General features: G+C 43.1%; 19 protein-coding genes. 5 read left to right on the forward strand and 14 right to left on the reverse strand.

From position 1 onward, the window contains the following. Window position 1: 1 nt before the first annotated feature. The 12 genes from nuoM to ndhC all read right to left on the reverse strand — a co-directional run bounded on the left by nuoM (window position 2) and on the right by ndhC (window position 13575). Window positions 2–1615, reverse strand: coding sequence for an NADH-quinone oxidoreductase subunit M (gene nuoM, locus FTU98_RS02360; RefSeq protein ID WP_004975471.1), 1614 nt, complete (start codon window positions 1613–1615; stop codon window positions 2–4). A gap of 1 nt (window position 1616) precedes the next feature. After that, complete coding sequence (nuoL, locus tag FTU98_RS02365) at window positions 1617–3512, reverse strand: NADH-quinone oxidoreductase subunit L (RefSeq protein ID WP_096901802.1); 1896 nt, start codon at window positions 3510–3512, stop codon at window positions 1617–1619. Then, window positions 3509–3817, reverse strand: a complete 309-nt coding sequence (nuoK, locus tag FTU98_RS02370) for an NADH-quinone oxidoreductase subunit NuoK (RefSeq protein ID WP_004975463.1) — start codon at window positions 3815–3817, stop codon at window positions 3509–3511. Before nuoK ends, nuoL begins: the two co-directional genes overlap by 4 nt. After that, window positions 3817–4335: an NADH-quinone oxidoreductase subunit J gene (nuoJ, locus tag FTU98_RS02375; protein ID WP_171062597.1), complete on the reverse strand. Its 519-nt coding sequence runs from the start codon at window positions 4333–4335 to the stop codon at window positions 3817–3819. Before nuoJ ends, nuoK begins: the two co-directional genes overlap by 1 nt. Beyond that, window positions 4335–4877, reverse strand: coding sequence for an NADH-quinone oxidoreductase subunit NuoI (gene nuoI / locus FTU98_RS02380; protein ID WP_004975460.1), 543 nt, complete (start codon window positions 4875–4877; stop codon window positions 4335–4337). The genes nuoJ and nuoI overlap by 1 nt, the downstream gene beginning before the upstream one ends. Window positions 4878–4895: 18 nt before the next feature. Then, window positions 4896–5915, reverse strand: a complete 1020-nt coding sequence (nuoH, locus tag FTU98_RS02385; protein WP_004975457.1) for an NADH-quinone oxidoreductase subunit NuoH — start codon at window positions 5913–5915, stop codon at window positions 4896–4898. Between the two features lie 3 nt (window positions 5916–5918). After that, window positions 5919–8603, reverse strand: a complete 2685-nt coding sequence (gene nuoG, locus FTU98_RS02390) for an NADH-quinone oxidoreductase subunit NuoG (protein ID WP_180050286.1) — start codon at window positions 8601–8603, stop codon at window positions 5919–5921. A gap of 11 nt (window positions 8604–8614) precedes the next feature. Further along, window positions 8615–9952 carry an NADH-quinone oxidoreductase subunit NuoF gene (nuoF, locus tag FTU98_RS02395; RefSeq protein WP_004975453.1) on the reverse strand — a complete coding sequence of 446 codons (1338 nt, stop codon included), beginning with the start codon at window positions 9950–9952 and terminating at the stop codon, window positions 8615–8617. Further along, window positions 9949–10458 (reverse strand): NADH-quinone oxidoreductase subunit NuoE, encoded by a 510-nt coding sequence (gene nuoE / locus FTU98_RS02400; RefSeq protein ID WP_004975451.1) that lies wholly within the window; start codon window positions 10456–10458, stop codon window positions 9949–9951. The genes nuoF and nuoE overlap by 4 nt, the downstream gene beginning before the upstream one ends. 14 nt (window positions 10459–10472) lie before the next feature. Beyond that, entirely contained in the window at window positions 10473–12260 is a 1788-nt protein-coding gene (gene nuoC / locus FTU98_RS02405) for an NADH-quinone oxidoreductase subunit C/D (protein ID WP_004975450.1), read from the reverse strand. Window positions 12261–12345: 85 nt separating this feature from the next. Further along, the gene (locus FTU98_RS02410; RefSeq protein WP_004975447.1) at window positions 12346–13023 is read right to left on the reverse strand and encodes an NADH-quinone oxidoreductase subunit B family protein; all 678 of its coding nucleotides are present in this window, start codon (window positions 13021–13023) and stop codon (window positions 12346–12348) included. Between the two features lie 6 nt (window positions 13024–13029). Then, on the reverse strand, window positions 13030–13575 hold the full coding sequence (gene ndhC / locus FTU98_RS02415; protein ID WP_004975445.1) for an NADH-quinone oxidoreductase subunit A: 546 nt from the start codon (window positions 13573–13575) through the stop codon (window positions 13030–13032). A gap of 440 nt (window positions 13576–14015) precedes the next feature. Between ndhC and FTU98_RS02420 the strand changes: the two genes are divergently transcribed. Continuing rightward, window positions 14016–14372, forward strand: coding sequence for a hypothetical protein (locus FTU98_RS02420; protein ID WP_004975444.1), 357 nt, complete (start codon window positions 14016–14018; stop codon window positions 14370–14372). Between the two features lie 124 nt (window positions 14373–14496). Here the strand turns inward: FTU98_RS02420 and FTU98_RS02425 are convergent, their stop codons facing one another. Together FTU98_RS02425 and prpF are read right to left on the reverse strand one after the other, a co-directional pair. Further along, entirely contained in the window at window positions 14497–15432 is a 936-nt protein-coding gene (locus tag FTU98_RS02425) for a polyprenyl synthetase family protein (RefSeq protein WP_179996967.1), read from the reverse strand. A 157-nt stretch (window positions 15433–15589) separates the two neighbouring features. Beyond that, window positions 15590–16780 (reverse strand): 2-methylaconitate cis-trans isomerase PrpF, encoded by a 1191-nt coding sequence (gene prpF, locus FTU98_RS02430; RefSeq protein WP_179996966.1) that lies wholly within the window; start codon window positions 16778–16780, stop codon window positions 15590–15592. 321 nt (window positions 16781–17101) lie between these two features. Between prpF and FTU98_RS02435 the strand changes: the two genes are divergently transcribed. The 4 genes from FTU98_RS02435 (at window position 17102) to FTU98_RS02450 (ending at window position 22606) form a co-directional block, all read left to right on the forward strand. Next, window positions 17102–18457 carry an amino acid permease gene (locus tag FTU98_RS02435; protein WP_178867000.1) on the forward strand — a complete coding sequence of 452 codons (1356 nt, stop codon included), beginning with the start codon at window positions 17102–17104 and terminating at the stop codon, window positions 18455–18457. 283 nt (window positions 18458–18740) lie between these two features. Next, window positions 18741–19859: an ABC transporter ATP-binding protein gene (locus FTU98_RS02440; RefSeq protein ID WP_180050289.1), complete on the forward strand. Its 1119-nt coding sequence runs from the start codon at window positions 18741–18743 to the stop codon at window positions 19857–19859. Between the two features lie 21 nt (window positions 19860–19880). After that, entirely contained in the window at window positions 19881–20897 is a 1017-nt protein-coding gene (locus tag FTU98_RS02445; protein ID WP_179989368.1) for an extracellular solute-binding protein, read from the forward strand. An 86-nt stretch (window positions 20898–20983) separates the two neighbouring features. Continuing rightward, window positions 20984–22606: an iron ABC transporter permease gene (locus FTU98_RS02450; RefSeq protein WP_180050291.1), complete on the forward strand. Its 1623-nt coding sequence runs from the start codon at window positions 20984–20986 to the stop codon at window positions 22604–22606. Window positions 22607–22681 lie beyond the last annotated feature (75 nt).

A 22681-nucleotide genomic window follows, 5' to 3' on the forward strand; every position in this document is an offset into this window, starting at 1 on the left:
CTTATTGGATCTCCACATTTTCGAGTTGAGCTGTTACTTCTTGTGTAACTTCAACTACTTCTTGAACTGGGATGTAGCTATTTGCTAACCACGCCATACTTGAATTTGAAATATCAAGGAAGGTTTGTGGATACAGACCAAGCCATACTAGACCCAGCGCACAAATTGAAAGAATCACAACTTCACGTGCATTTAAATCTTTTAACGGATTTGCATAGTGTTGTTTTTGCTCTTCATTTGGTACACCAAATAAGGCTTTGTGAATCAGGATTAAACCGTAAACACCTGCAAAAACTAAACTGATTGCCGCAATAATTGTGAAGGCTGGGAACTGTTCAAATGAACCCATTAAAATCAGGAATTCACCAATAAAGTTACCTAAACCAGGAATACCGACTAACGCAGCCACAAAGAACATGAGGAAGAATGAAAGGTATTGGAATTGACCACGAATACCGCCCATTAAACGCATGTCACGTGTATGTACGCGCTCGTAAATTTGACCACACATAATGAACAATGCTGCAGATGACAAGCCATGTGCCAACATCATGATCATTAAGCCTTGGTAAGTCAGGATATTACCTGCATAAATTGCAAGTAATACAAAGCCCATGTGCGAAATTGAGGTATAGGCAAGTAAACGCTTCATATCGGTTTGCTGGAAAGCACACCACGCGCCGTAGAACACACCAATTAAACCCAAAATAATGGCAATGTCTGCAAACTGAGCAGAAGCCGCTGGGAAGAATGGAATCACGAAACGTAATAAGCCGTATGCCGCAGTTTTAATCAAAATACCTGCAAGGTCGACAGAACCCGCTGTAGGCGCTTGTGCGTGTGCATCTGGTAACCAACCGTGTAATGGGAAAACTGGAAGTTTTACCGCAAAACCGATGAATAAACAGATCATGAAAGCATAAGCGACTGCTGGTAATTGTGCGTCAAGGGTATTCGCTACAGCCAATAAATAGTTGTAGTTGAATGAAATAGTACCTGACATCATGTATCCATAGATCACTAGACCTAAGATACCAATCAACATGATTAAACCAGCAACTTGCGTGTAGATAAAGAATTTGGTTGCAGCGTAAACACGTGAACGACCGTTTGAACCTTTATGACCCCATAACGCAATCAGGAAGTAGATTGGTACAAGCATCATCTCCCAGAAGAAGAAGAACAGGAACAAGTCAATCGCAAGGAATACGCCAATTACCCCACCCAAAGACCATAAAAGGTTAAGGTGGAAGAAACCGACGTTCTTTTGAATCTCACCAAATGAACAGCCTACCGCTAAAATACCCAGTAATGCAGTTAAACCCACCATGAGTAAAGATAAGCCATCCACCGCTAAGTGAATGTTGATGCCTAGGGTTTGAATCCAAGGCAGCATAAATTCAGCCGACCAAGTTGGAACTTGAGCGCCTAATTCATAGTTATAGCTAGCACCTTGCCACAATGCGACAGTTAAGCCCAAAGTAACAAGCATGCCCACTAAAGCAATGTAACGCGGTAATTTATCGTCGAGTTTATCGACCAACCAGCAAATAAAACCTGCAATGAACGGAACAAGGATCAGCGCGGGTAGAATTAAATTGTTTGGAGTATCCATCTTATTTCCCCACGACCTGAATCACGATCAAGATCATTAGTAAGACCACCACACCAAGTGCCATACTTGATGCGTACTCACGCAATGAACCTGTTTGACGTGAACTTGTGAAGCTATGACCACCTTTCACCAGTGCAGGCAGTACCAACCACATACCATCAACTGGATCACGACCTAATAGTTTGGCAATCAGCAAGAATGGTTTTACAAATACGATGTCATACAACGCATCGAAACCAAGTGCATTACGGCAAATGTTGGCAAGGCCTGCGCCCAATGAAGTTTGCGCAAAACCTTTTACAGCATTGTAAGCAAAGGCAAATAACACCACACCTACTGCTAAACCAGCCAAAGCCACACCAATTGCAACATACTCTGCACCATGTGCGCCTGCTTCTAATGCTTCAGGAATCACAAATGCTGGGATTTTTGCAGCATCAAGAATGCTCATCACTGGTGCTTTTAATACAATCGCTAAACCAGTTGAAAGTACTGCAAGCACTGCCAATGGGAACCAGTAAGTTGCGCCTTTGATCTCGTGATACGGTGTGTTTTCTTTACCAAAGAATACAACCCAAATTAAGCGGAATGTATAAATTGACGTTAAGAATGCACCTGCTACACCCACCCAATATAAGGTGTTATATAGCGGAATACCTGCGATATGACTTTGCGTCCAAACTGCTGCCAAAATAGCGTCTTTTGAGAAGAAACCAATGGTCAAGAATGGAATCGCTGCCAACGCACCGCCACCAATCGCGAAACATGCAAACAGGAATTTGTTCTTGTAGAACAAGCCACCCATTTTGAAAATGTTTTGTTCGTGATGGTAAGCCAAAATCACCGCACCAGAAGACAAGAATAATAATGCCTTGAAGAATGCGTGAGTTAACATGTGGAATAGACCCGCTTGGTATGCTTCTGCACCAACTGCCATAAACATATAACCCAGCTGACTCATAGTTGAGTAAGCCAAAATACGTTTGATGTCGGTTTGAACCAATGCTGCAAAACCAGCAACTAGCAAGGTCACAGCACCTGTAATTGAAATGAATAACATCACTTCAGGTGCAAGTTCAAATACGCTGAACATACGGCAGCATAAGTAAACACCCGCAGTTACCATGGTTGCAGCGTGGATTAATGCAGATACAGGTGTAGGACCTGCCATCGCATCGGCTAACCAAGTTTGCAACGGAATTTGTGCAGATTTACCCGCAGCACCCAAGAACAACATTAACGCTGTCCAAATGGTGATGGATGAGCTTTGAGTCATTACATTGGCTGCATTTTCTACGATGTATTGCGTATTCAAGGTGCCGAATTGTTGATACAGCAAGAACAATGCAATCAGTAAGAAAACGTCACCCACACGTGTTACGGTAAATGCTTTGATTGCCGCAAAACCATTTGCAGGGTTTTGGTAGTAATAACCAATCAGCAAGTAAGAGCACAGACCTACACCTTCCCAACCTAAGAACAATAACGCTAAGTTATCGCCTAGAACCAACAGCAACATGCTCGCAACGAACAGGTTGAAGTAAGAGAAGAAACGTGCAAAGTCTTCTTCACCACGCATATACCATGATGCAAAGATGTGAATTAAGAAACCCACGCCTGTAATCATGCCCAGCATGAGCAAAGATAAACCGTCTAAGTGCAAGCTAAACGCAGGTGCAAAACCACCTACATTGAACCAAGTCCATAAATGTTGAGTCGTTGCAACTGAACCGTTGTTCACAAAGTCCATGCCTGCAATTAACGCAAATAATGCAGACAGACCGACTGAACCTACGCCAATAATCGCAGCAACTTTTTCAGGTAAGTTGTTACGCCCTGCCGCTAAAAGGATAAAACCAATGAGCGGAAACAATACTGTTAGATATAAATAACTCATCCGCGCATCTCACTAGCAGCATCCACATCCAAATGATGGAAGCGATGATAGAACTGAAGGACGATCGCAAGACCGATACACGCCTCTGCCGCAGCAAGTGTCAAGATCAGGATAAACATGATCTGACCATCTGGTTGTACCCATGCACTACCAGCCAAGACAAACGCCAATGCCGCAGCGTTCATCATGATTTCAAGGCCCATTAAAATAAATAGTAGGTTGCGTCGCACCATCACACCGTAAAAACCGAGTGCAAAAAGAATGGTTGCGACAATCAAACCATGTTCTAAAGGGATGTTGCCCATTATTCTTTTTCCTCTTCTGCACTTGGTTCACGTTTACCGATGTGGAAGCCTGCAACCAAAGCTGCAAGTAATAACATTGCGGCAACTTCAACCAACAATAAGTACTGAGTAAAGAGTGCTTGACCCACTGCTTTTGGACCCACCATTTCGGTGCCCATAAGTGCGCTTGGTGCAGTGTAGTCTGAGCTTAATGACCACACTAAAACCAAACCAATCAGGAAGCTCATCAAAGCTGGGTATGCCCAAGTTGATGAAGTCAACCATTTACGCTCTTGCTCAACAGTTTGCTGACCAAGGTTGAGCATCATCACCACGAATACGAACAAGACCATGATCGCACCCGCATAAACAATGATTTCCAAGGCGCCAGCAAATGGTGCACCCACGATCATGAACATGCCTGCAACCGCAAGTAATGACACGATCAAGCTTAATAAAGCATGTACTGGGTTCGCGTTAGTCACTACACGAACCGTAGAAACAATGGCCACGAGTGCCATCAAATAAAACGGCCACATCATGGTAATAGACTCCGTACATCAATAGGTGCGCTTTCACGTTGCGCTTGACCTTTGTCTTTACCTGTAACAGCCATACCCGTTACACGGTAGAAGTTGTAGTCAGGATATTTACCAGGACCTGAAATGAGTAAGTGTTCTTTCTCATACACCAAGTCTTGACGCACATATTCACCTAACTCAAAGTCAGGTGTTAACTGAATTGCAGTCGTTGGACATGCTTCTTCACACATACCGCAGAAAATACAGCGTGAGAAGTTGATACGGAAAAACTCTGGGTACCAACGACCATCTTCCTGTTCTGCTTTTTGCAGTGAAATACAACCAACTGGACAGGCAACTGCACAGAGGTTACATGCTACACAACGCTCTTCGCCATCTGGATCGCGTGTTAACACAATACGACCACGGAAGCGTGGAGGTACAATTTCTTCGGCTGGCACTTCCGGATACAAAATGGTGTCACGTTTACGTGTCACGTGTGAGAAAACCATCCACAGTGAACGTACAATTGACCCAAACCCAGCTAGAAACTTAAACATATTGTTCTCCCTGCTGTCTTAGGCCGAATGATTCATAAGAATCACAGCACCAGTTACCAAAAGGTTAACAAGCGCCAATGGCAAGCAAATTTTCCAACCAAAGTTCATCACTTGGTCATAACGTGGACGCATTAAAGAACCACGAGCCAAGACAAACATCATCACAAAGAATGCTGTTTTGATAATGAACCAGAAAGCTGCTGGAATGAATGGAATTTCAAGGTTAAACGGCGCTAGCCATCCACCGAAGAATAGAGTCACGATAAGCGCAGAGATCAGTACCACGTTGACATATTCTGCAACGAAGAACATCCCCCACTTCATACCGCCATATTCGACGTGATAACCTTCAGCCAATTCTTGTTCTGCTTCTGGTTGGTCAAATGGGTGACGGTGAGTTACCGCAACGCCTGCAACCACGAAAATCAAGAAACCTAAGAATTGTGGAATCACAAACCAAACATCACGTTGCGCTTCAACAATTTCACGCATGTTGAATGAGCCTGCAATAGCAACCACACCCATGAGTGAAATACCCAAGAACACTTCATAAGAAATGGTTTGAGCGGCTGAACGTAAACCACCAAGCAATGCGTATTTGTTGTTTGATGACCAACCACCAAATAACACCGCATACACTGCGATACCTGCCATTGCCATAAAGAACAACAGGCCAATGCTCATGTCTGCCACACCTAAATAAGGTGATACAGGAATAACCATGAACGACAGTACCGCAGTTGCCATTGCAACTGCTGGTGCCATACGGAACGTAAGTTTGTCGGCAAATTTTGGTGTCCAGTCTTCTTTGAACATGATTTTAAGCATGTCGGCTACAATCTGGAACATACCGCCTGGACCTACACGGTTCGGACCATAACGGTCTTGCCATAAGCCCAGTAAACGACGCTCAATAAAAGACATGAGTGCAGCAATCAATACCACAACCAGTAAGATGACAATCGCTTGAATGACTGAATAGGCAATTGGCCAGTTCTCAGCCCACAGCGGCGTCTGACGGATTAATTCTTGTTGCATGAATTACACTCCTACCGCGACTGAAACAGGCTCTGCAAGAGATACCGTTGGTGCAAGACCAATTGGGTAGCCAATATAACCTGTAGGTAAATATTCAATCACTTGTACTGGCAACACGATAGATGTTTCGCCTGCTTGTACAGTAATTGTTTGACCATCTTGTAGATTCAAACGCTGCGCATCCTGCGTACCTACAGCAAATACTGCTTCAGGAATACGTGATTCCATTGCAGGAGTTTTCACCGTAAATTCCCCCGATGCAAAAATGTGATGCATTGGAATTAAACGGAAGCTGTCTGGATTAGCAAGTACTGGTGCAGGTGCAACATAGCTACGTGCAGGACGTTTCGCCAAACGGTCGAATAAACGAATACCTGAGTCACCCCCTTTTAAGTGACCACCCACGTTGTCTTGGAATTTGTTCCAAGCTTGTGGCGAGTTCCAACCTGCAGACCAAGCAAATGGTACAAGTGCCGCTGGCGTTTGATTACCCACATAACCTTCCATAGAGAATGTTAATGCTGAATCTACATCGACAGGTTGTTTCGGTTCGTGAATGGATAGCGGTGCACGCATAGCGGTACGACCTGAGTAACGACGTGGTTCACGCGCAACTTTTAAACCATGCACACGGAAGCCTGCATCTGGTGCAACATCTTGAATTGCTTCAAGTGCTGGAACATTCTTCGCTACAGATTCAATCACGTCATCTAAAACAGTCCAAGCAATTGCTTTGCCTTTTAAGCCTGTTTCAAGTGCGTGTAACCAGCGCCAAGATTCCTTAATCGCCAATTCAGGTTTGTAGTAGCTTGGGTCATAAACCTGGAAGAAGCGTTGTGCACGACCTTCCTGACTCACCACCGTACCATCACCTTCCGCGAAGCTTGCTGCAGAAAGTACGATGTTGGCTTTTTGCACAGTTGCAGTTTCAGCATGATCTAACACAATGACATCTTGTGCTTTCGCTAAAGCTGCATCAACTTGTGCTGCAGGTAAACGACGGTATAAGTCATTTTCAACCACAATCACAGCATCGTAATCTTGCGCAAATGCTTGCTCTAAGCTTTGACCACCAAAAATAGCCAAGCCCATTGAGTTCACTTCTGGCACAGTTAAGCTTAAACCTGCGTTTTCACCCAAGTTTTGTGCCACTTGTGCAGCCGCTTCCATAATGGCAGCGTCTTGTAAGCTTGTACCTGAAATCACCAATGGTTTTTTCGCAGCTTTTAACGTGTCAGCAATGGTTTGTGCAAATGCTTTCGCATCGTCATCTAAACCTGTGATCACTTCACCAGCAACCGCAGCAGCAATAGCAAAACCTAAACGTGCGATATCATTTGGAGAAGCAACCACTTCACCTGTTGCGACATCGGCTAAACGAGTTTGCGTTGCAGCCAAAATGTAAATTGGTGATTTTGCATCTTGCGCAATACGTTGCACAGGCTCAGCCAACCAGTCTGGCGTACGACGCTCTGCTGCCATTTCTTTGGCTTTGTTTTTCGCCGCTTGACGAACAGACAACGCCATACGTGGTGCAGTTTGAGTTAAATCTTCACCCAAAATTAACACAGCATCGTAGTCTTCAATTTCACGCATACCTGGGTTATAAATTCCTTCGGTTTGCATGATTGAAGCAGCAAGTTCAACCAAGTTTTGCTCTTTTTGCGATAAACCTGTTGAGTAGTTGTCTTGACCCACCAACTCACGCAAAGCAAAGTTTGATTCAAGCGATGCACGCGGTGAACCAATACCCAAAACTTTTTTGCCTTGAACTTTGGCAATAATCGTATCAAGAGCAGTATCTACAGAAACGGTTTCTACGCTCGCACCGTTACGGAACTGTGGCTGACGTGGACGATCTTCACGGTTCACGTAACCTGTACCGAAACGACCTTTATCGCATAGGAAGTATTGGTTGACTTCACCGTTAAAGCGGTTTTCTACACGACGCAATTCGCCATAACGCTCACCCGGAGAGATGTTACAACCTGAAGAACAGCCTTGGCATACGCTAGGCGCATACTGCATGTCCCACTTACGGTTATAACGCGCAGAGTGAGTTTTGTCGGTGAATACACCTGTTGGACAGACTTCAGTCAAGTTACCTGAGAATTCAGATTCCAAAGTACCCGATTCAGGACGACCAAAGTAAACACGTGATGCGTTGGCATAGACACCAAAGTCTGTACCGCCTGCATAGTCTTTGTAGTAACGCACGCAACGATAACACGCGATACAACGGTTCATTTCATGCGCGATGAACGAACCAAGCTCTTGGTTATAGTGAGTACGTTTAGTAAAGCGGTAACGACGACGATCGTGCTGTGTCATTACAGTCATATCTTGTAAATGACAGTGACCACCTTCTTCACAGACTGGACAGTCGTGTGGGTGGTTGGTCATCAAGAACTCTACAATTGAAGCACGGAACTCAGTTGCTTCCTTGTCTTCAATCGAGATATAGGTATTGTCAGCAGCAGGTGTCATACATGACATCACCAAGCGACCACGAGTATCTTCAGGGTTCGCATATTGGGTCACGGCACATTGACGGCAAGAACCGACAGAACCTAAGGATGGATGCCAACAAAAGTACGGAATGTCGATCCCAAGGCTCAAACATGCTTGCAGCAAGTTTTCCGAGCCATTGACTTCGTACGATTTTCCATCGACATGAATTGTAGCCATAGTCGAATTCCTTAAGCTTGTTCTACGTTGCTAGCTTGAGCAGCAGGACGGCTATTTGCCACTTTTGCTTCAAACTCGCCACGGAAATATTTGAGTGCGCCCATTAATGGCTCCATCGCACCTGGTGCGTGAGCACAGAAGGTCTTACCAATCCACAATTTTTTGGTGAGTTCTTGAAGATGTTGAATGTCTTCTTCTTTCCCTTCGCCATTTTCAATTGCTTTGAGTGCTTTTACAGCCCACGGTAAACCATCACGACATGGGGTACAGAAACCACATGATTCGCGCGCAAAGAATTCTTCTAAGTTACGGGTTGCAGAAACCATACACTGGGTTTCATCGACCACCATAAGCAAACACGTACCTAAACGTGAACCTGCCTTCATGATGCTTTCTGCATCCATTGGCAAGTCAATGTGTTCTGCTGCCAAGAAGTCGGTAGATGCACCACCCGGTAACCATGCTTTTAGCTTCAAGCCATCACGCATGCCACCCGCATAGTCTTCAATTACTTCACGTGCAGTCGTACCAAATGGAAGCTCCCATAGACCTGGGAATTTCACCTTACCAGAAGCACCGTAAATTTTTGTGCCAGGGTCTTTCGATTTACCTGCAGATAAACCGATATACCACTCTGCACCACGCAACATGATTGCAGGTAAGTTGTTATAGGTTTCTACGTTGTTGACAATCGTTGGACGACCCCATGCCCCTGCAACTTGCGGGAATGGTGGTTTAGTACGTGGGTTAGCACGACGACCTTCAAGCGAGTTAATCAATGCGGTTTCTTCACCACAGATATAACGGCCTGCGCCCGTGTGCACGTATAGTTCAAAGCCCCAGTTAGTACCTAAAATGTTTTCGCCCAAATAACCTTTGGCACGAATTTGCTCAATCGCTTCATTTAAGTACTGTGCAGCTTCGATGTATTCGCCACGGATAAAGATATAGCCGTGGGTTGCTTCAAGCGTGTACGCAGCAATCAGCATACCTTCAATCAGTTGGTGTGGAAGTTTTTCCATCAACAAACGGTCTTTGAAAGTACCCGGTTCCATCTCATCGGCATTACAAATCAGGTAACGTGGACCTGAATTGTCGTTTGGCGCCATCAGTGACCATTTGATCCCTGCTGGGAAGCCTGCACCACCACGACCTTTTACTGTCGCAGCTTTAATGACTTCAAGCACATCTTTAGGCGGCATAGAAATCGCTTTCTTAAAGCCTGCATAACCTTCTAGTGCTTCGTAATCATCTGCATTACGCACGTGCTCTTGCTTGCTTAAACGCCAAGTTAATGGATGCGTTTCTGGGTTACCGTCACCATAAATTGGTCTTGGTTCGGTATTCATACATACTTCTCCAATAACTGTTGCACCGATGTCACCTCAACTAAACCGTGAGTATCTTCATCAATCATCAAGGTTGGGCCCTTATCGCAATTTCCTAAACAGCAAATTGGCAATAACGTGAAACGACCATCTGCAGTCGTTTGACCAAACTGAATGCCTAATTCACGCTGGAATGCTTCTGCAAGTGTTTCTGCACCCATCAGGAAGCATGCAATCGAGTCACACAATAAAATCACGTGACGACCTACAGGCTGGCGATAAATACGGTTATAGAATGTTGCAACACCTTCTAAATCAGCAACGCTGATGGTTAGAAGCTGTGCAATCGCATTTAACTGCGCATCATCTACCCAGCCATTACGGCGCTGTACACACTTCAAGGCATCTAAAGATGCTGCACGTGGGTACGGATAATGACCAATGTGATGTTCAATTTCATGGATTTCTTCCGCAGTCAAAATCCCTTCAACATTCACACGTGGCTTTTTATCAGTCAAAATCATCATAATGCGTTTACCCCTTAGCGATCCACGTCTGCCATTACGACATCAATGGTCGCTAAATAAATGATTAAGTCAGATACCAGACTGCCGTTAATCACAGAAGGCATTTGCTGTAAATGCGTGAAAGTTGGTGTACGAATACGGGTACGGTAACTCATCGTTGACTTATCTGAAGTCAAGTAGTAATTCGATGCACCTTTCACCACTTCTGCCATTACAGATGCTTCACCAGCAGGCATTACAGGACCCCAAGACACGCTTAAGAAGTGCGTAATCAGGGTTTCAATATCTTGTAATGTCTTGTCTTTTGGTGGTGGAACAGCCAATGGATGGTCTGCTTTATATGGACCAGATGGCATGTTATCTAGACATTGTTTGATGATTTTCAATGACTCTTCGATTTCACGGAAGTGAACCAGTACACGTGCGTAAGCATCGCCTTCGTACTCTACAGGTACTTCGAAGTCATAGTTTTCATAACCACTGTATGGACGGTATTTACGCACGTCAAAGTCGATACCTGTTGCACGTAAACCAGTACCTGTCACACCCCAAGCCAAGGCAGATTTCGCATCATACTGCGCTACGCCTTGCGTACGACCCATGAATACCGAGTTGCGTAATGCCGCAGTGTAGTATTCGTTCATACGTTTTGGCATCCACTCTAAGATTTCACGAATCAGGTGTTGCCAGTTGTTTGGTAAGTCGTGTGCGGTACCACCGATACGGAACCATGCTGGATGCATACGGTAACCCGTAATAGCTTCAATCGCATCGTAGATTTTTTGACGGTCTGCGAACATATAGAATACAGGGGTCATACCGCCCGCATCCTGAATTGCAGTACCAATGAACAATAAGTGGTTATTGATACGGAACAATTCCGACATCATGACACGGATACATTGTGCGCGGTCTGGCACAGTAATGCCTGCCAGTTGTTCCACACCCATGACATACGGCATGTTTTGCGCACAACCACCCAAATAGTCCACACGGTCAGTATACGGAATGAATGAATGCCAAGTTTGACGTTCAGCCATCTTTTCCACACCACGGTGGTGATAGCCGATATCTGGCACACAGTCTTTCACTTCTTCACCATCCAACTGCAAAATTACACGGAACGCACCGTGCGCAGATGGGTGGTTAGGACCCAAGTTCAGGAACATGAAGTCTTCGTCTTTATTACCGCGCTTTAAGCCCCAATCTTCAGGCACAAAGCGAAGGTGTTCTTGCTCGAAGTCTTGTTTGGCTTGGTTCTGCATATACGGTGTATATTCCGTTGCACGTGCAGAATACTCTTTGCGTAACGGGTGACCTTCCCAGTATGTTGGCAACAAGATACGACGAAGCATTGGATGCCCTTCGAAGTTGATACCAAACATATCGTAAGCTTCACGCTCGTACCAGTTGGCATTTGGCCAAATGTTGGTTGCTGTTGGAATGTTGAGATCGCTCTCATTCAACGCAACTTTAATACGAATGTCCGTGTTACGCTCAAGCGATAACAAGTGATAGAACACAGTAAAGTCAGACGCAGGTAGACCATCGCGGTGAGTACGCAAACGCTCATCTACCGCAGACAAGTCGAACAACATCACGTATGGACGTGACACTGTACGCAAGAACATTAAAACTTCTTGTACACGTGCGCGCTCAACCCAGACTGTTGGAAAATCTTCAAAAGTCGTTTGCACGTAGAAGTTCTCACCAAATTTGGTTTTGAGCTCTTCTACAATTGCAAATGCTGGGCGTGAATCAACTGCTGTTGATTCTGGCATAGCAATGTCAGTTTCAGCCATTGGCTTGGCTTCCTATTTAATACAAATTCAGTCAACCTAAACGACAACTACACCCGTCGGGTGCATCAATATTTGTACGTTTAAATTATTTAATTTCATCCATAGAGCGTAAGTTTTTCACCGCAATACGCTGTGCATTCTTACGGTCACGTTCTGGCATCATCTTCGGCTTATATACTGGCTTAAGATCATCACCAATCACCGCAGACAACGGACGACGCTCTAATTGAATTTGGTCTTGTAATAACATTAATGCTTGGATTAATGCTTCAGGACGTGGTGGGCAACCCGGAATGTACACATCCACAGGAATGATTTTATCCACACCTTGCACAACTGAATAAATGTCGTACATACCACCTGAGTTTGCACATGCGCCCATTGAGATTACCCATTTAGGCTCAAGCATTTGCTCGTACAAACGCTGAATTACAGGTGCCATTTTCACAAAACACGTACCTGCAACAATCATCAAGTCTGCCTGACGCGGTGAAGCACGAATAACCTCTGCACCAAAACGTGACAAGTCATGCACACCTGTTAAGGTCGTCGCATACTCTACGTAGCAGCACGATGTACCAAAGTTAAACGGCCAAACTGAGTTCTTACGTCCCCAGTTTACTGCTGTATGTGCCAAGTCCTCTAAACGAGTCATGAACACATTTTTATTCACTTCTTCTTCAAGCGGATCGGTTACGATCTGACGCTCTTGAAGTGGATATTGATCAGCATCGGGATTCGCACGGGTTAAGGTATATTTCATCCCGAGTTACTCCTTGTCAGATGAGGTAGTCGCAGATTTTTTTACACGACCAGAGGATTGAGCTGGAATTTGACCGGTAGGGTCCGTTACCAATTCTTCAATTGAGTTAAAGCGTGTGATTTCTGCAAGATCCATATTTGGCGAACCAATTTTAGGTTTAATCCCTGCTGCTTTACGCTTATCAGATGGAGCCCAGTTCAGCGCACCAGTTGATAATTCATAAATTAAGCCAACGAGTAAAACTAAAATAAATACAGCAGCCGTTGCAAAGCCCACCCAACCTACTTCACGAACAGAAGCTGCCCATGCGTATAGATAAAGTGCTTCTAAGTCGAAAACAACGAAGAAAATTGCAACCAAATAGAACTTTGCAGATAAGCGGATACGTGCTCCACCAGCACCTACAACACCCGACTCAAACTGCTCTTGCTTCGCACGCCCCCATGATTTACCCCCAAGGAGTAAAGGAACGGTCAGCATAAAGACGCATAAAAATGTAACGCCGATCACGAAGGCAATAATTGCCCATTCGTATGGAGTAATGGCACTCATGCGGGGATAACTCCTGGCAGGCCTATTTATTAACAAAGAATGTATGTATTGGCCTTCAAATACACCAAACACAAAATTAATCACGCCAATTGTACCTGATTTATGATTTCACTTGCTAGTTCATAAGTCTTAGTCTTTCGGATGATTTTTTATTCAAATACTTGATATTTTAGAATTCCACTACTCCGTAGGGCTCTTAATCGCTTTAACAAATAGATAAGTCAGTTGTGATTATTTTTTCCAAAACACCAATTGAGCGGTTCGTTGCAAAGTTTTTAAATTTATAGAGAGATCATCGCAACTTCAGGTTTCAGCTTAGTTTAAGCCGTACAAAAGTTTGTGTAGTTTTTGCAACTTAAGCCCTGAGTTTCTTTAATTTTTCACTCAGAGTGTGCTATTCCTAGTAAGCATTAAAAATTTGAATAATAAGGAGTAAACACATGAGCTTAGACTATACCCACAAACCAAATTACTTTATGTTTGCGCAATTATTTATTCGTCATTTGCAAAATTATTTTGAAAAACATCCTGACGCACAAAATGCAATTTTTGACCTGCGTGATATTTACGAATTATTTCGCCAAGACAAAGCATCTGCCACCATTAATTTAGACGGCATTATGAATATTGCAGATGAATACCGCCTTGAAACCTTACAAGGCGATCAAAAATTAATTAGCCGTTATGCGATTGATCCACAAAACAATTCTTTATTGGTAGATTTTAACCGTGAGGCTTTAGACAGCTTAAAACAAGGCAAAGTAATTTTGCCACCTGATGCAACGCTGCAAGAATAAAGCCGTATAGAATCTGCATTAAAGTGTGTCGCTTAAAACAGCTAACACTTTCATAAAGCACAAAAAAGCGAGCATCTGCTCGCTTTTGAGTATTTATTATCACAAGAACCACATCTAAAATAATTTAGCTTTTACGTGACAATAAAAACTCTGAAATCTGCTGTAACTCTAAGACGGTATCAGTTTTAAAATATGCCAATGCAGCAAAGGCTTGATCGTGCAATTCTTGTGCATAAGCCTGTGCTTTTTCCAAGCCCATGAGTGCAGGATAGGTCGACTTTTCAACTTGTTCATCTTTCCCCGCAGTTTTACCTAACACTTCAGTATCCGAAATAATATCTAAAATATCGTCTTGTACCTGAAAGGCTAAACCAATCGCCTGTGCATATTCACGCAATTGCGGAATCGCTTTATCTCGTCCATCAAACACGGTCACAGCTGCCATCATCACCGCTGCAGAAATTAACGCCCCTGTTTTATTACGGTGGATATTTTCCAAAGTCGCCTGATCCACCTGTTTACCTTCAGACTGCAAGTCTAAAACCTGACCACAGACCATTTTTGAAGAAGCGGTGGCTAAAATTTGCATCTGTTTGAGCACAATGCCTTGATCTACTGCAACAGCCTGATCAAACAAACGGCTGCCTAAAACCTCAAATGCCATCGACTGTAAAATATCGCCTGCCAACAATGCTGTATCTTCACCATACGCTGCATGGCAAGTGGGCTGCCCACGACGCAACAAGTCATTATCCATACATGGTAAATCGTCATGTGCCAGTGAATAGCAATGAATCAGCTCAATTGCAACTGCAGCACGGCGTACTGCCGCATAGTTCTGATTAGGTCTTAACGCAGCTGTGGCATAACACAAAGCTGGACGCACACGCTTACCACCCAACATGACGGCATGATGCACGGCAGACTTTAACGGTTCTGGCAATGCAAAAGCCTCTAAAGCGGTAAGCAAGTCTTGCTGAATACGTTGTTGGGCTGCGGTTAATGCATGCGCCTGTAAATCGTGAAGTGATGACACATTCGCCTCGAGTTGTTGGTTCATGTCTAATAAGCAGTAAGCTGCCTGTGTTGCAGCATTGTACCTGTAATTCAAAGTTTTTTAAGCCTTAACTGAACTGATATAACATTTCAGCCATAAATAAGCCCCTATCGAAATAGAGGCTGCATTTAGTTAATTAGGGTCTGTTCGACAGCAAAACTTATTCTAATGTTTCCGCAGGTACACGCACCCAACCTTCCATTAATACACGTGCACTACGGCTCATCACAGCTTTTTTGACTTGCCATTGTCCATTTTCCTGCACGGCTTGCGCACCCACACGAAGCGTACCTGATGGATGTCCAAAACGTACAGCTTCACGCTCACCCCCGCCCGCAGCCAAGTTGACCAATGTTCCCGGAATGGCTGCAGCTGTACCAATCGCGACTGCTGCTGTGCCCATCATGGCATGGTGTAATTTACCCATCGACAATGCACGTACCAATAAATCGGTATCTTCAGCCTGAATTTGTTTACCACTTGAAGATACATAACTTTTTGGCGCAGAAACAAAGGCAATTTTTGGCGTATGTTGGCGTTTTTCAGCTTCGGCAATTTCCTGAATTAGTCCCATTTGTTTAGCGCCATAAGCACGAATGGTTTCAAAACGTGCCAAAGCTTGTGCATCACCATTGATTGCATCTTGCAGTTCTGTGCCTGTATAACCAATTTCTTCTGCATTTAGGAAAATTGTTGGAATACCCGCATTAATAAAGGTCGCTTGGAATGTACCAATATCTGGCACATGCAAAGTATCCACCACATTTCCAGTGGGGAACATTGCCCCACCTTCTTCGCCATCATCGGCAGGGTCTAAAAATTCAATTTGTACTTCTGCGGCAGGAAAAGTCACGCCATCCAACTCAAAATCACCCGTTTCCTGCACCTGACCATGCGTCACAGGCACATGCGCGATAATGGTTTTTTCAATATTTTTTTGCCAAATGCGTACGGTACAAATGCCATTTTCTGGAATTTTACTGGCATCGACCAAGCCATTGCTGATCGCAAATGCACCGACTGCAGCTGTTAAGTTACCGCAGTTGCCACTCCAATCGACAAATGGCTGATCAATCGAAACTTGCCCAAACAAATAATCGACATCGTGATCGAGTTGAGTGCTTTTGGCTAAAATTACGGTTTTACTGGTACTTGAGCTTGCACCGCCCATTCCATCAATTTGCTTGGCATAAGGGTCTGGACTGCCAATGACGCGCAATAAAATTTGATCTCTAATTTTGCCTGGCTGCTGTGCTGCTGCAGGTAAATCATCAAGTTTAAAAAATACGCCTTTACTGGTACCTCCGCGCATATAAGTCGCTGGAATTTTAACTTGTGGTGCAAAACGCATGAATTTTATTCCCTTGTTTTTGATTGTTATGGTCAATATAAAAAGACCCTTTTGCATGATAACGGTTTTTATTCAAAAGGTATCGTGGTCTTGACTTAAGTATAAAAAAACAACATTTGGTAAAATTTACCCTAGTCAGTCATCTTGATTTATAAGACAAAAATAAAATTAATATATTGATTACGCTAATTTTTAAAATAAAAACCAACTAAACTTATTTTTATAATTTGCATAAATTTAATTCATAAATGTATAGCTACTAGGCTAATGAAATTTGATCTATTACAATCTTGTCACTTTTTCATTGTCGGGCTGAATACTTTGAACAACGAGTCTTCACAACTTCAGCGTGGCTTAAAGAACCGCCATATTCAATTGATTGCCATGGGTGGCGCAATTGGTACAGGCTTATTCTTAGGTTCCGCGCAGGTCATCCAATCTGCTGGCCCTTCTATTATTTTGGGTTACGCCATTGGTGGTCTTATTGCATTTTTAATTATGCGCCAATTGGGGGAAATGATTGTTCATGAGCCCGTTGCAGGATCATTCAGTCACTTTGCCTATAAATATGCAGGTAAATTCCCTGGCTTTTTAGCAGGTTGGAACTACTGGATTTTGTATATTTTGGTGGCAATGGCAGAACTCACCGCAGTTGCCAAATATATTAACTACTGGTGGCCGCATATTCCTGCTTGGACTTCGGCATTGTTCTTTTTCATTGTGATTACCATTATTAACTTGGGCAATGTAAAGTTCTATGGTGAGTCAGAATTCTGGCTAGCAATCATTAAAGTCGCTGCTGTGGTTTCGATGATTGTGTTTGGTTTATATCTCTTACTTTCTGCAGATGCCAATTCAACCGCATCATTCAGCAACCTTTGGGCGCATGGGGGGTTCTTCCCGAATGGCTTTGAAGGTCTGTTCTTCATGCTTGCATTCCTCATGTTTGCCTTTGGCGGCATTGAGTTGATTGGTATGGCTGCCGCAGAAGCGCAAGATCCTGAAAAAACCATTCCTAAAGCCATTAACCAAGTGGTGTTCCGTATTCTAATTTTCTATATCGGTTCACTCACCATTCTATTGTCTTTAGTGCCTTGGAATCAGTTAGATTTAGGTGGTTTAGATAAAAGTCCATTCGTAATGATTTTTAGTCAAATGGGCATCGAATGGGCAGCGCACTTACTGAATTTCGTGATTTTGACTGCGGCACTTTCTGTGTATAACAGTGGGATGTATGCCAACAGCCGTATGCTGTTTGGTTTGGCCAAACAAGGTAACGCACCAAAAATTTTCCTAAAAGTGAATAAACAAGGTGTGCCAATTCCAGCAGTATTATTCTCTGCGGTATTAATTTTCGGCTGTGTATTGTTGAACTACTTTGTACCTGAAGAAGCTTTAAGCCACCTCATGTATATTGTTGTGGGTGCATTGGTTTTAAACTGGGCGATGATCAGTTTGACTCACCTCAAATTTACCAGCACACTGAAAAAATTAGCGATTCCAACCAAATTCCCTGCACTCTGGTCACCATTCAGCAACTATTTGGTTTTAGCGTTTATTGCAGTGGTACTTTATATTATGTGGACACAAGGCTTTAAAGAATCAGTCATTATGATTCCTCTATGGGTGGTCTTGATGTACATTTTATTTAGAGTGCTTAATGCGAAAAAACCTTAATTTGCATAGTACGCATAGTACAGATTTCTAAAAATTAAAAAGTTATTGCTTCGGCAGTAACTTTTTGCTTTTAAGCCCCCCTTTTAATAGCCCATAAATAAAGTGCTGCACTTAAAATAATTTAAATTCCAACCCATTCTTTTCAGTTGATATTTCAACTTTTTTGTAGCAAAAGCTACATCATTTACATTCTAATCATTTACATTCTAAATGATAAAAAGACTCTACATGAGAAGAGTTCTTAGTTATCATTTGAGCACAAAATTTGTCGTGTGAATAAACTATGAATGCGTACGCTGCTCAACCTGCCAATGTCTTGACGATCCAACAGCTCAGTAAAAAGTTTGGTTCGCGTTTTGCAGTGCAACAAGCAACATGGTCAGCGATGAGTGGACAAATTGTGTGTTTATTAGGTCATTCAGGCTGCGGCAAAACCACAATGCTACGTCTGATTGCAGGCTTGGAAACACCAAGCAGCGGCACAATCCAACTGGAACAAAATACCTTGTGGAGTGAGCAAGCACAGATTCCTGCGGAAGCACGCAATATTGGTTTAGTGTTTCAGGATTATGCACTTTTCCCACATTTAAGTGTGTTAGACAATGTTATGTTTGGCTTAAAGAAATTTCCCAAAGCGCAGCGGGAAACCATTGCCAAACAAGCTTTAGCGCATGTTTCCATGTTGCATCATCAAGATAGCTACCCATATACACTTTCAGGCGGCGAACAACAACGCGTTGCCTTAGCACGTGCCTTAGCACCAGAACCGCAAGTTTTGTTGATGGATGAACCTTTTTCAAATTTGGATCATCGTCTGCGTGATCAAATTCGTCAAAACACCATTCAACTGCTCAAGCAAACTGAAACGACTACGGTTATCGTGACACATGACCCAGAAGAAGCACTGCAAATTGCCGATCAAATTATTTTGATGCATCAAGGTCAAATTATTCAAATTGGTTCACCGAAACAACTTTATTTACAGCCTAAAACCTTGTTTGCTGCACGTTATTTTTCAGCATTGAATGAAATCCCAGTGCAAATCAATCATCAAGAAATTCATACAGTATTTGGCAAAATTGATTTACCAGAACATACCACCGCTCAAGATTCACTGGTTTGCTGCTTCCGTCCGCATCAATTGCGTGTCAGCCAAACACCAAGTGAAAATGCATTGCCAGCAAGCATTGTGTCATCAAGTTTTATGGGCCATGCGCAACAACTGCGTCTAAAACTACGCGATCACGATCTCACTCTTTTGGCACAAGTCAGCCATCTTCAAGATATTCAGCCCGCTGAACAAATCTATGTTTCTGTCGATTTAAACAGCTGTTATTTCTTGGCGTCTGATGAACAATCACCCACTGCTTCATCTTCTACTCAAGCTGCTGTTCAGGTTTAAATTTTTAATTAGGAATACTGTATGAAACCATTGTCGAAACTATCATTGCTTGTTACAGGTTTACTTGCATTTGGTGCAAGTGTCGCACAAGCAGCGGAAGTCAATTTATACACCACACGTGAACCTGTACTCATTCAAACTTTATTGACTGAATTTACCCAAAAAACTGGGGTAAAAGTGAATACGGTTTTTATTAAAGATGGTTTATTAGAACGTGTGAAAGCGGAAGGCCGTCGCTCGCCTGCCGACGTTATGTTGACTGTAGATTTTGGGAATTTGGTTGATTTAGTTGAAAGTGGTCTAACTCAGCGCGTGAGTTCTAAAACCTTAAATAGTGCAATTCCTGCCAATTTACGTGCTGCCAATGGTCATTGGTATGCCTTGTCGATGCGTGCACGTGCCGTCTATGCCTCTAAAGACCGTACACCGCTTAATGCGATTACTTATGAAGATTTAGCCAATCCAAAATGGAAAAATAAAATCTGTATTCGCTCAGGCAACCATCCATATAACACTGCTTTAATTGCGGCTTATATTGCCCATCATGGTGAAAAACAAGCCGAAACTTGGTTGCGTGGTGTGAAAGCCAATTTAGCTCGCCCAGCCAGCGGTGGTGACCGTGATGTGGCACGTGATATTTTAGGTAAAATTTGTGATATTGGCGTTGCCAACACCTATTATGTCGGCACGATGCGTACAGGTGATACGGAACAAAAGCGCTGGGGCAATGCGATTAATGTTGTGTTACCACGTTTTAAAAATGGTGGAACGCATGTCAACGTATCGGGTGCAGTGGTTTCTAAACATGCACCAAACCGTAAAGAAGCGGTACAGCTGCTCGAGTTTTTAGCCTCGGATCATGCGCAAGCCATCTATGCACAAAACGGCTTTGAATACCCTGTCAAACCTGGGGTAAAAATTGACCCGATTATTGCTAGTTTTGGCAAACTGAATATTGATTCAATTCGTTTAAGCGATATTGCACGTCACCGTAAAGCCGCCAACTTATTGGTCGATAAAGTCCAGTTTAACCGCTAAAATTTTCTGCTTTTGTCTTACAGTGCAGCGCTTTGCACTGTAAGATGCTCAGCTGTTCCCTCCCCTTATTTAGTACCTCTATTGCAATGCTTAAAAATAAATTTAATTTTTTATTTTCGCTCAGTGGGTTATTGACGCTACTCGCCTGTTTACCTGTGCTCACTTTAATTTGGACAGCATTACAAGGTGATAGCGAAATTTGGGGGCATCTGCTGCGTTATGTAATTCCACACACGTTGGCAGAAACAGGGATTTTATTGTTGGGTGTGGGGATTCTCACCATCCTGATTGGTACAGGCAGCGCATGGATTGTAACAGCGTATCAATTCCGAGGTCGTGCATTTTTAGATTGGGCCTTACTGCTGCCTTTAGCCGTACCAACTTATATTATTGCGTATAGTTATATCGACATTTTGCACCCCATTGGTCCTGTGCAAAGCATCCTGCGTGATTGGTTTAATTTAGAATTACAACAGTTTTGGTTTCCTAATATCCGTACTGTTTGGGGCGGCATCTTCTTACTCAGTTTTGTGCTGTATCCGTATGTGTATTTAAGCACCCGTGCAATGTTTCTGATGCAATCGGCCAGTTTAATTGAGGTTGCTCGTTCATTAGGATTAAAACCCGATCAAGTGTTTTTACGTGTTGCAATTCCACTGGCACGTCCTGCGATTGCTGTGGGTACTAGTCTGGTTTTAATGGAAACCATTAATGATATTGGTGCAACAGAATTTTTAGGCATTAAAACCTTAACTTTGTCGATTTATTCAACCTGGACCAATCAGTCCGATTTAGCCAGTGCCGCACAAATTGCCATTTTCATGTTGATGATTATTACTTTATTGGTGTTAGTAGAGCGTTTAGGACGACGTAAACAGCGCTATATGAACTCGGCTCAACGCAGCCGCTTAATGCCTGCACAATCGGTCAAAGGGCTTAAAGCGCTTGTGTTACTAGGTTTGGGCTTAATTCCTGTTTGTATTGGTTTTTTAATTCCCACCAGTCACTTACTTGTAGAATCTTATAAACGCATTCAATATGCAGGCTTTTCAGATTTCCTATTACAAGCCTCAATCAACACACTAATCCTTGCCAGTCTTGCAACTGTGGTAACTATTTTGATTGGTTTCTTTATTGTCAGTGCGGCACGTTTTAGTAAACACACTTGGTTTAGCCGTATTGCCAGTTTAGGTTATGCCATTCCAGGAACTGTTTTAGCCATTGGTCTCATGCTGGCTTTGGGCAAAATTGATCATGCCATTGCCGACTTTTTAGAATTTAAATTGGGGATACACACTGGTTTATTATTTCTCGGTACTAGTTTTACCCTTATTTATGCTTATGCTGTGCGTTTTTTAGCTATTTCGGTGGGCGGCATTGAGTCAGGTTATAACCGTATTCATGGTGTTTTTGATGATGCTGCACGCAATTTAGGGCAAAACAACTTTGCATTGTTGTGGCGTGTACACCTACCATTATTACGCCCTGCTATTATTTCTGCAGCTTTATTAATTTTTGTAGATTGCATGAAAGAGCTGCCTGCTACTTTGTTGCTCCGTCCCTTAAATATGGAAACACTCGCTACCCAACTATATGCAGAAGCCTCTAGGGGCACTTATGAAGATGGCGCAGTAGCAGCTTTACTAATTGTATTGGTTGGGCTGATTCCTGTCATTCTTTTGGCAAAGCTTGGAAAAACCACACGTTAATGCACCCCATTTTGTTGCAAAATATGCCTTGCAACAAAATGAGTTTAGATAAAAAAGTATTTTTTTTAACCAATT

Source organism: Acinetobacter sp. YH12211, assembly GCF_013418015.1.
Classification (GTDB): domain Bacteria; phylum Pseudomonadota; class Gammaproteobacteria; order Pseudomonadales; family Moraxellaceae; genus Acinetobacter; species Acinetobacter towneri.

Excerpts from the sequence above, each read along its gene's own strand:
- prpF (WP_179996966.1), bottom strand. The coding sequence starts at position 16,780 with ATGCGTTTTGCACCACAAGTTAAAATTCCAGCGACTTATATGCGCGGA.
- FTU98_RS02425 (WP_179996967.1), bottom strand. The coding sequence starts at position 15,432 with ATGAACCAACAACTCGAGGCGAATGTGTCATCACTTCACGATTTACAG.
- nuoL (WP_096901802.1), bottom strand. The coding sequence starts at position 3,512 with ATGAGTTATTTATATCTAACAGTATTGTTTCCGCTCATTGGTTTTATC.
- nuoI (WP_004975460.1), bottom strand. The coding sequence starts at position 4,877 with ATGTTTAAGTTTCTAGCTGGGTTTGGGTCAATTGTACGTTCACTGTGG.
- nuoC (WP_004975450.1), bottom strand. The coding sequence starts at position 12,260 with ATGGCTGAAACTGACATTGCTATGCCAGAATCAACAGCAGTTGATTCA.
- FTU98_RS02440 (WP_180050289.1), top strand. The coding sequence starts at position 18,741 with ATGAATGCGTACGCTGCTCAACCTGCCAATGTCTTGACGATCCAACAG.
- FTU98_RS02410 (WP_004975447.1), bottom strand. The coding sequence starts at position 13,023 with ATGAAATATACCTTAACCCGTGCGAATCCCGATGCTGATCAATATCCA.
- FTU98_RS02445 (WP_179989368.1), top strand. The coding sequence starts at position 19,881 with ATGAAACCATTGTCGAAACTATCATTGCTTGTTACAGGTTTACTTGCA.
- nuoE (WP_004975451.1), bottom strand. The coding sequence starts at position 10,458 with ATGATGATTTTGACTGATAAAAAGCCACGTGTGAATGTTGAAGGGATT.
- FTU98_RS02420 (WP_004975444.1), top strand. The coding sequence starts at position 14,016 with ATGAGCTTAGACTATACCCACAAACCAAATTACTTTATGTTTGCGCAA.
- FTU98_RS02450 (WP_180050291.1), top strand. The coding sequence starts at position 20,984 with ATGCTTAAAAATAAATTTAATTTTTTATTTTCGCTCAGTGGGTTATTG.
- nuoH (WP_004975457.1), bottom strand. The coding sequence starts at position 5,915 with ATGCAACAAGAATTAATCCGTCAGACGCCGCTGTGGGCTGAGAACTGG.
- ndhC (WP_004975445.1), bottom strand. The coding sequence starts at position 13,575 with ATGAGTGCCATTACTCCATACGAATGGGCAATTATTGCCTTCGTGATC.
- nuoM (WP_004975471.1), bottom strand. The coding sequence starts at position 1,615 with ATGGATACTCCAAACAATTTAATTCTACCCGCGCTGATCCTTGTTCCG.
- nuoJ (WP_171062597.1), bottom strand. The coding sequence starts at position 4,335 with ATGTGGCCGTTTTATTTGATGGCACTCGTGGCCATTGTTTCTACGGTT.
- nuoK (WP_004975463.1), bottom strand. The coding sequence starts at position 3,817 with ATGGGCAACATCCCTTTAGAACATGGTTTGATTGTCGCAACCATTCTT.
- nuoF (WP_004975453.1), bottom strand. The coding sequence starts at position 9,952 with ATGAATACCGAACCAAGACCAATTTATGGTGACGGTAACCCAGAAACG.
- nuoG (WP_180050286.1), bottom strand. The coding sequence starts at position 8,603 with ATGGCTACAATTCATGTCGATGGAAAATCGTACGAAGTCAATGGCTCG.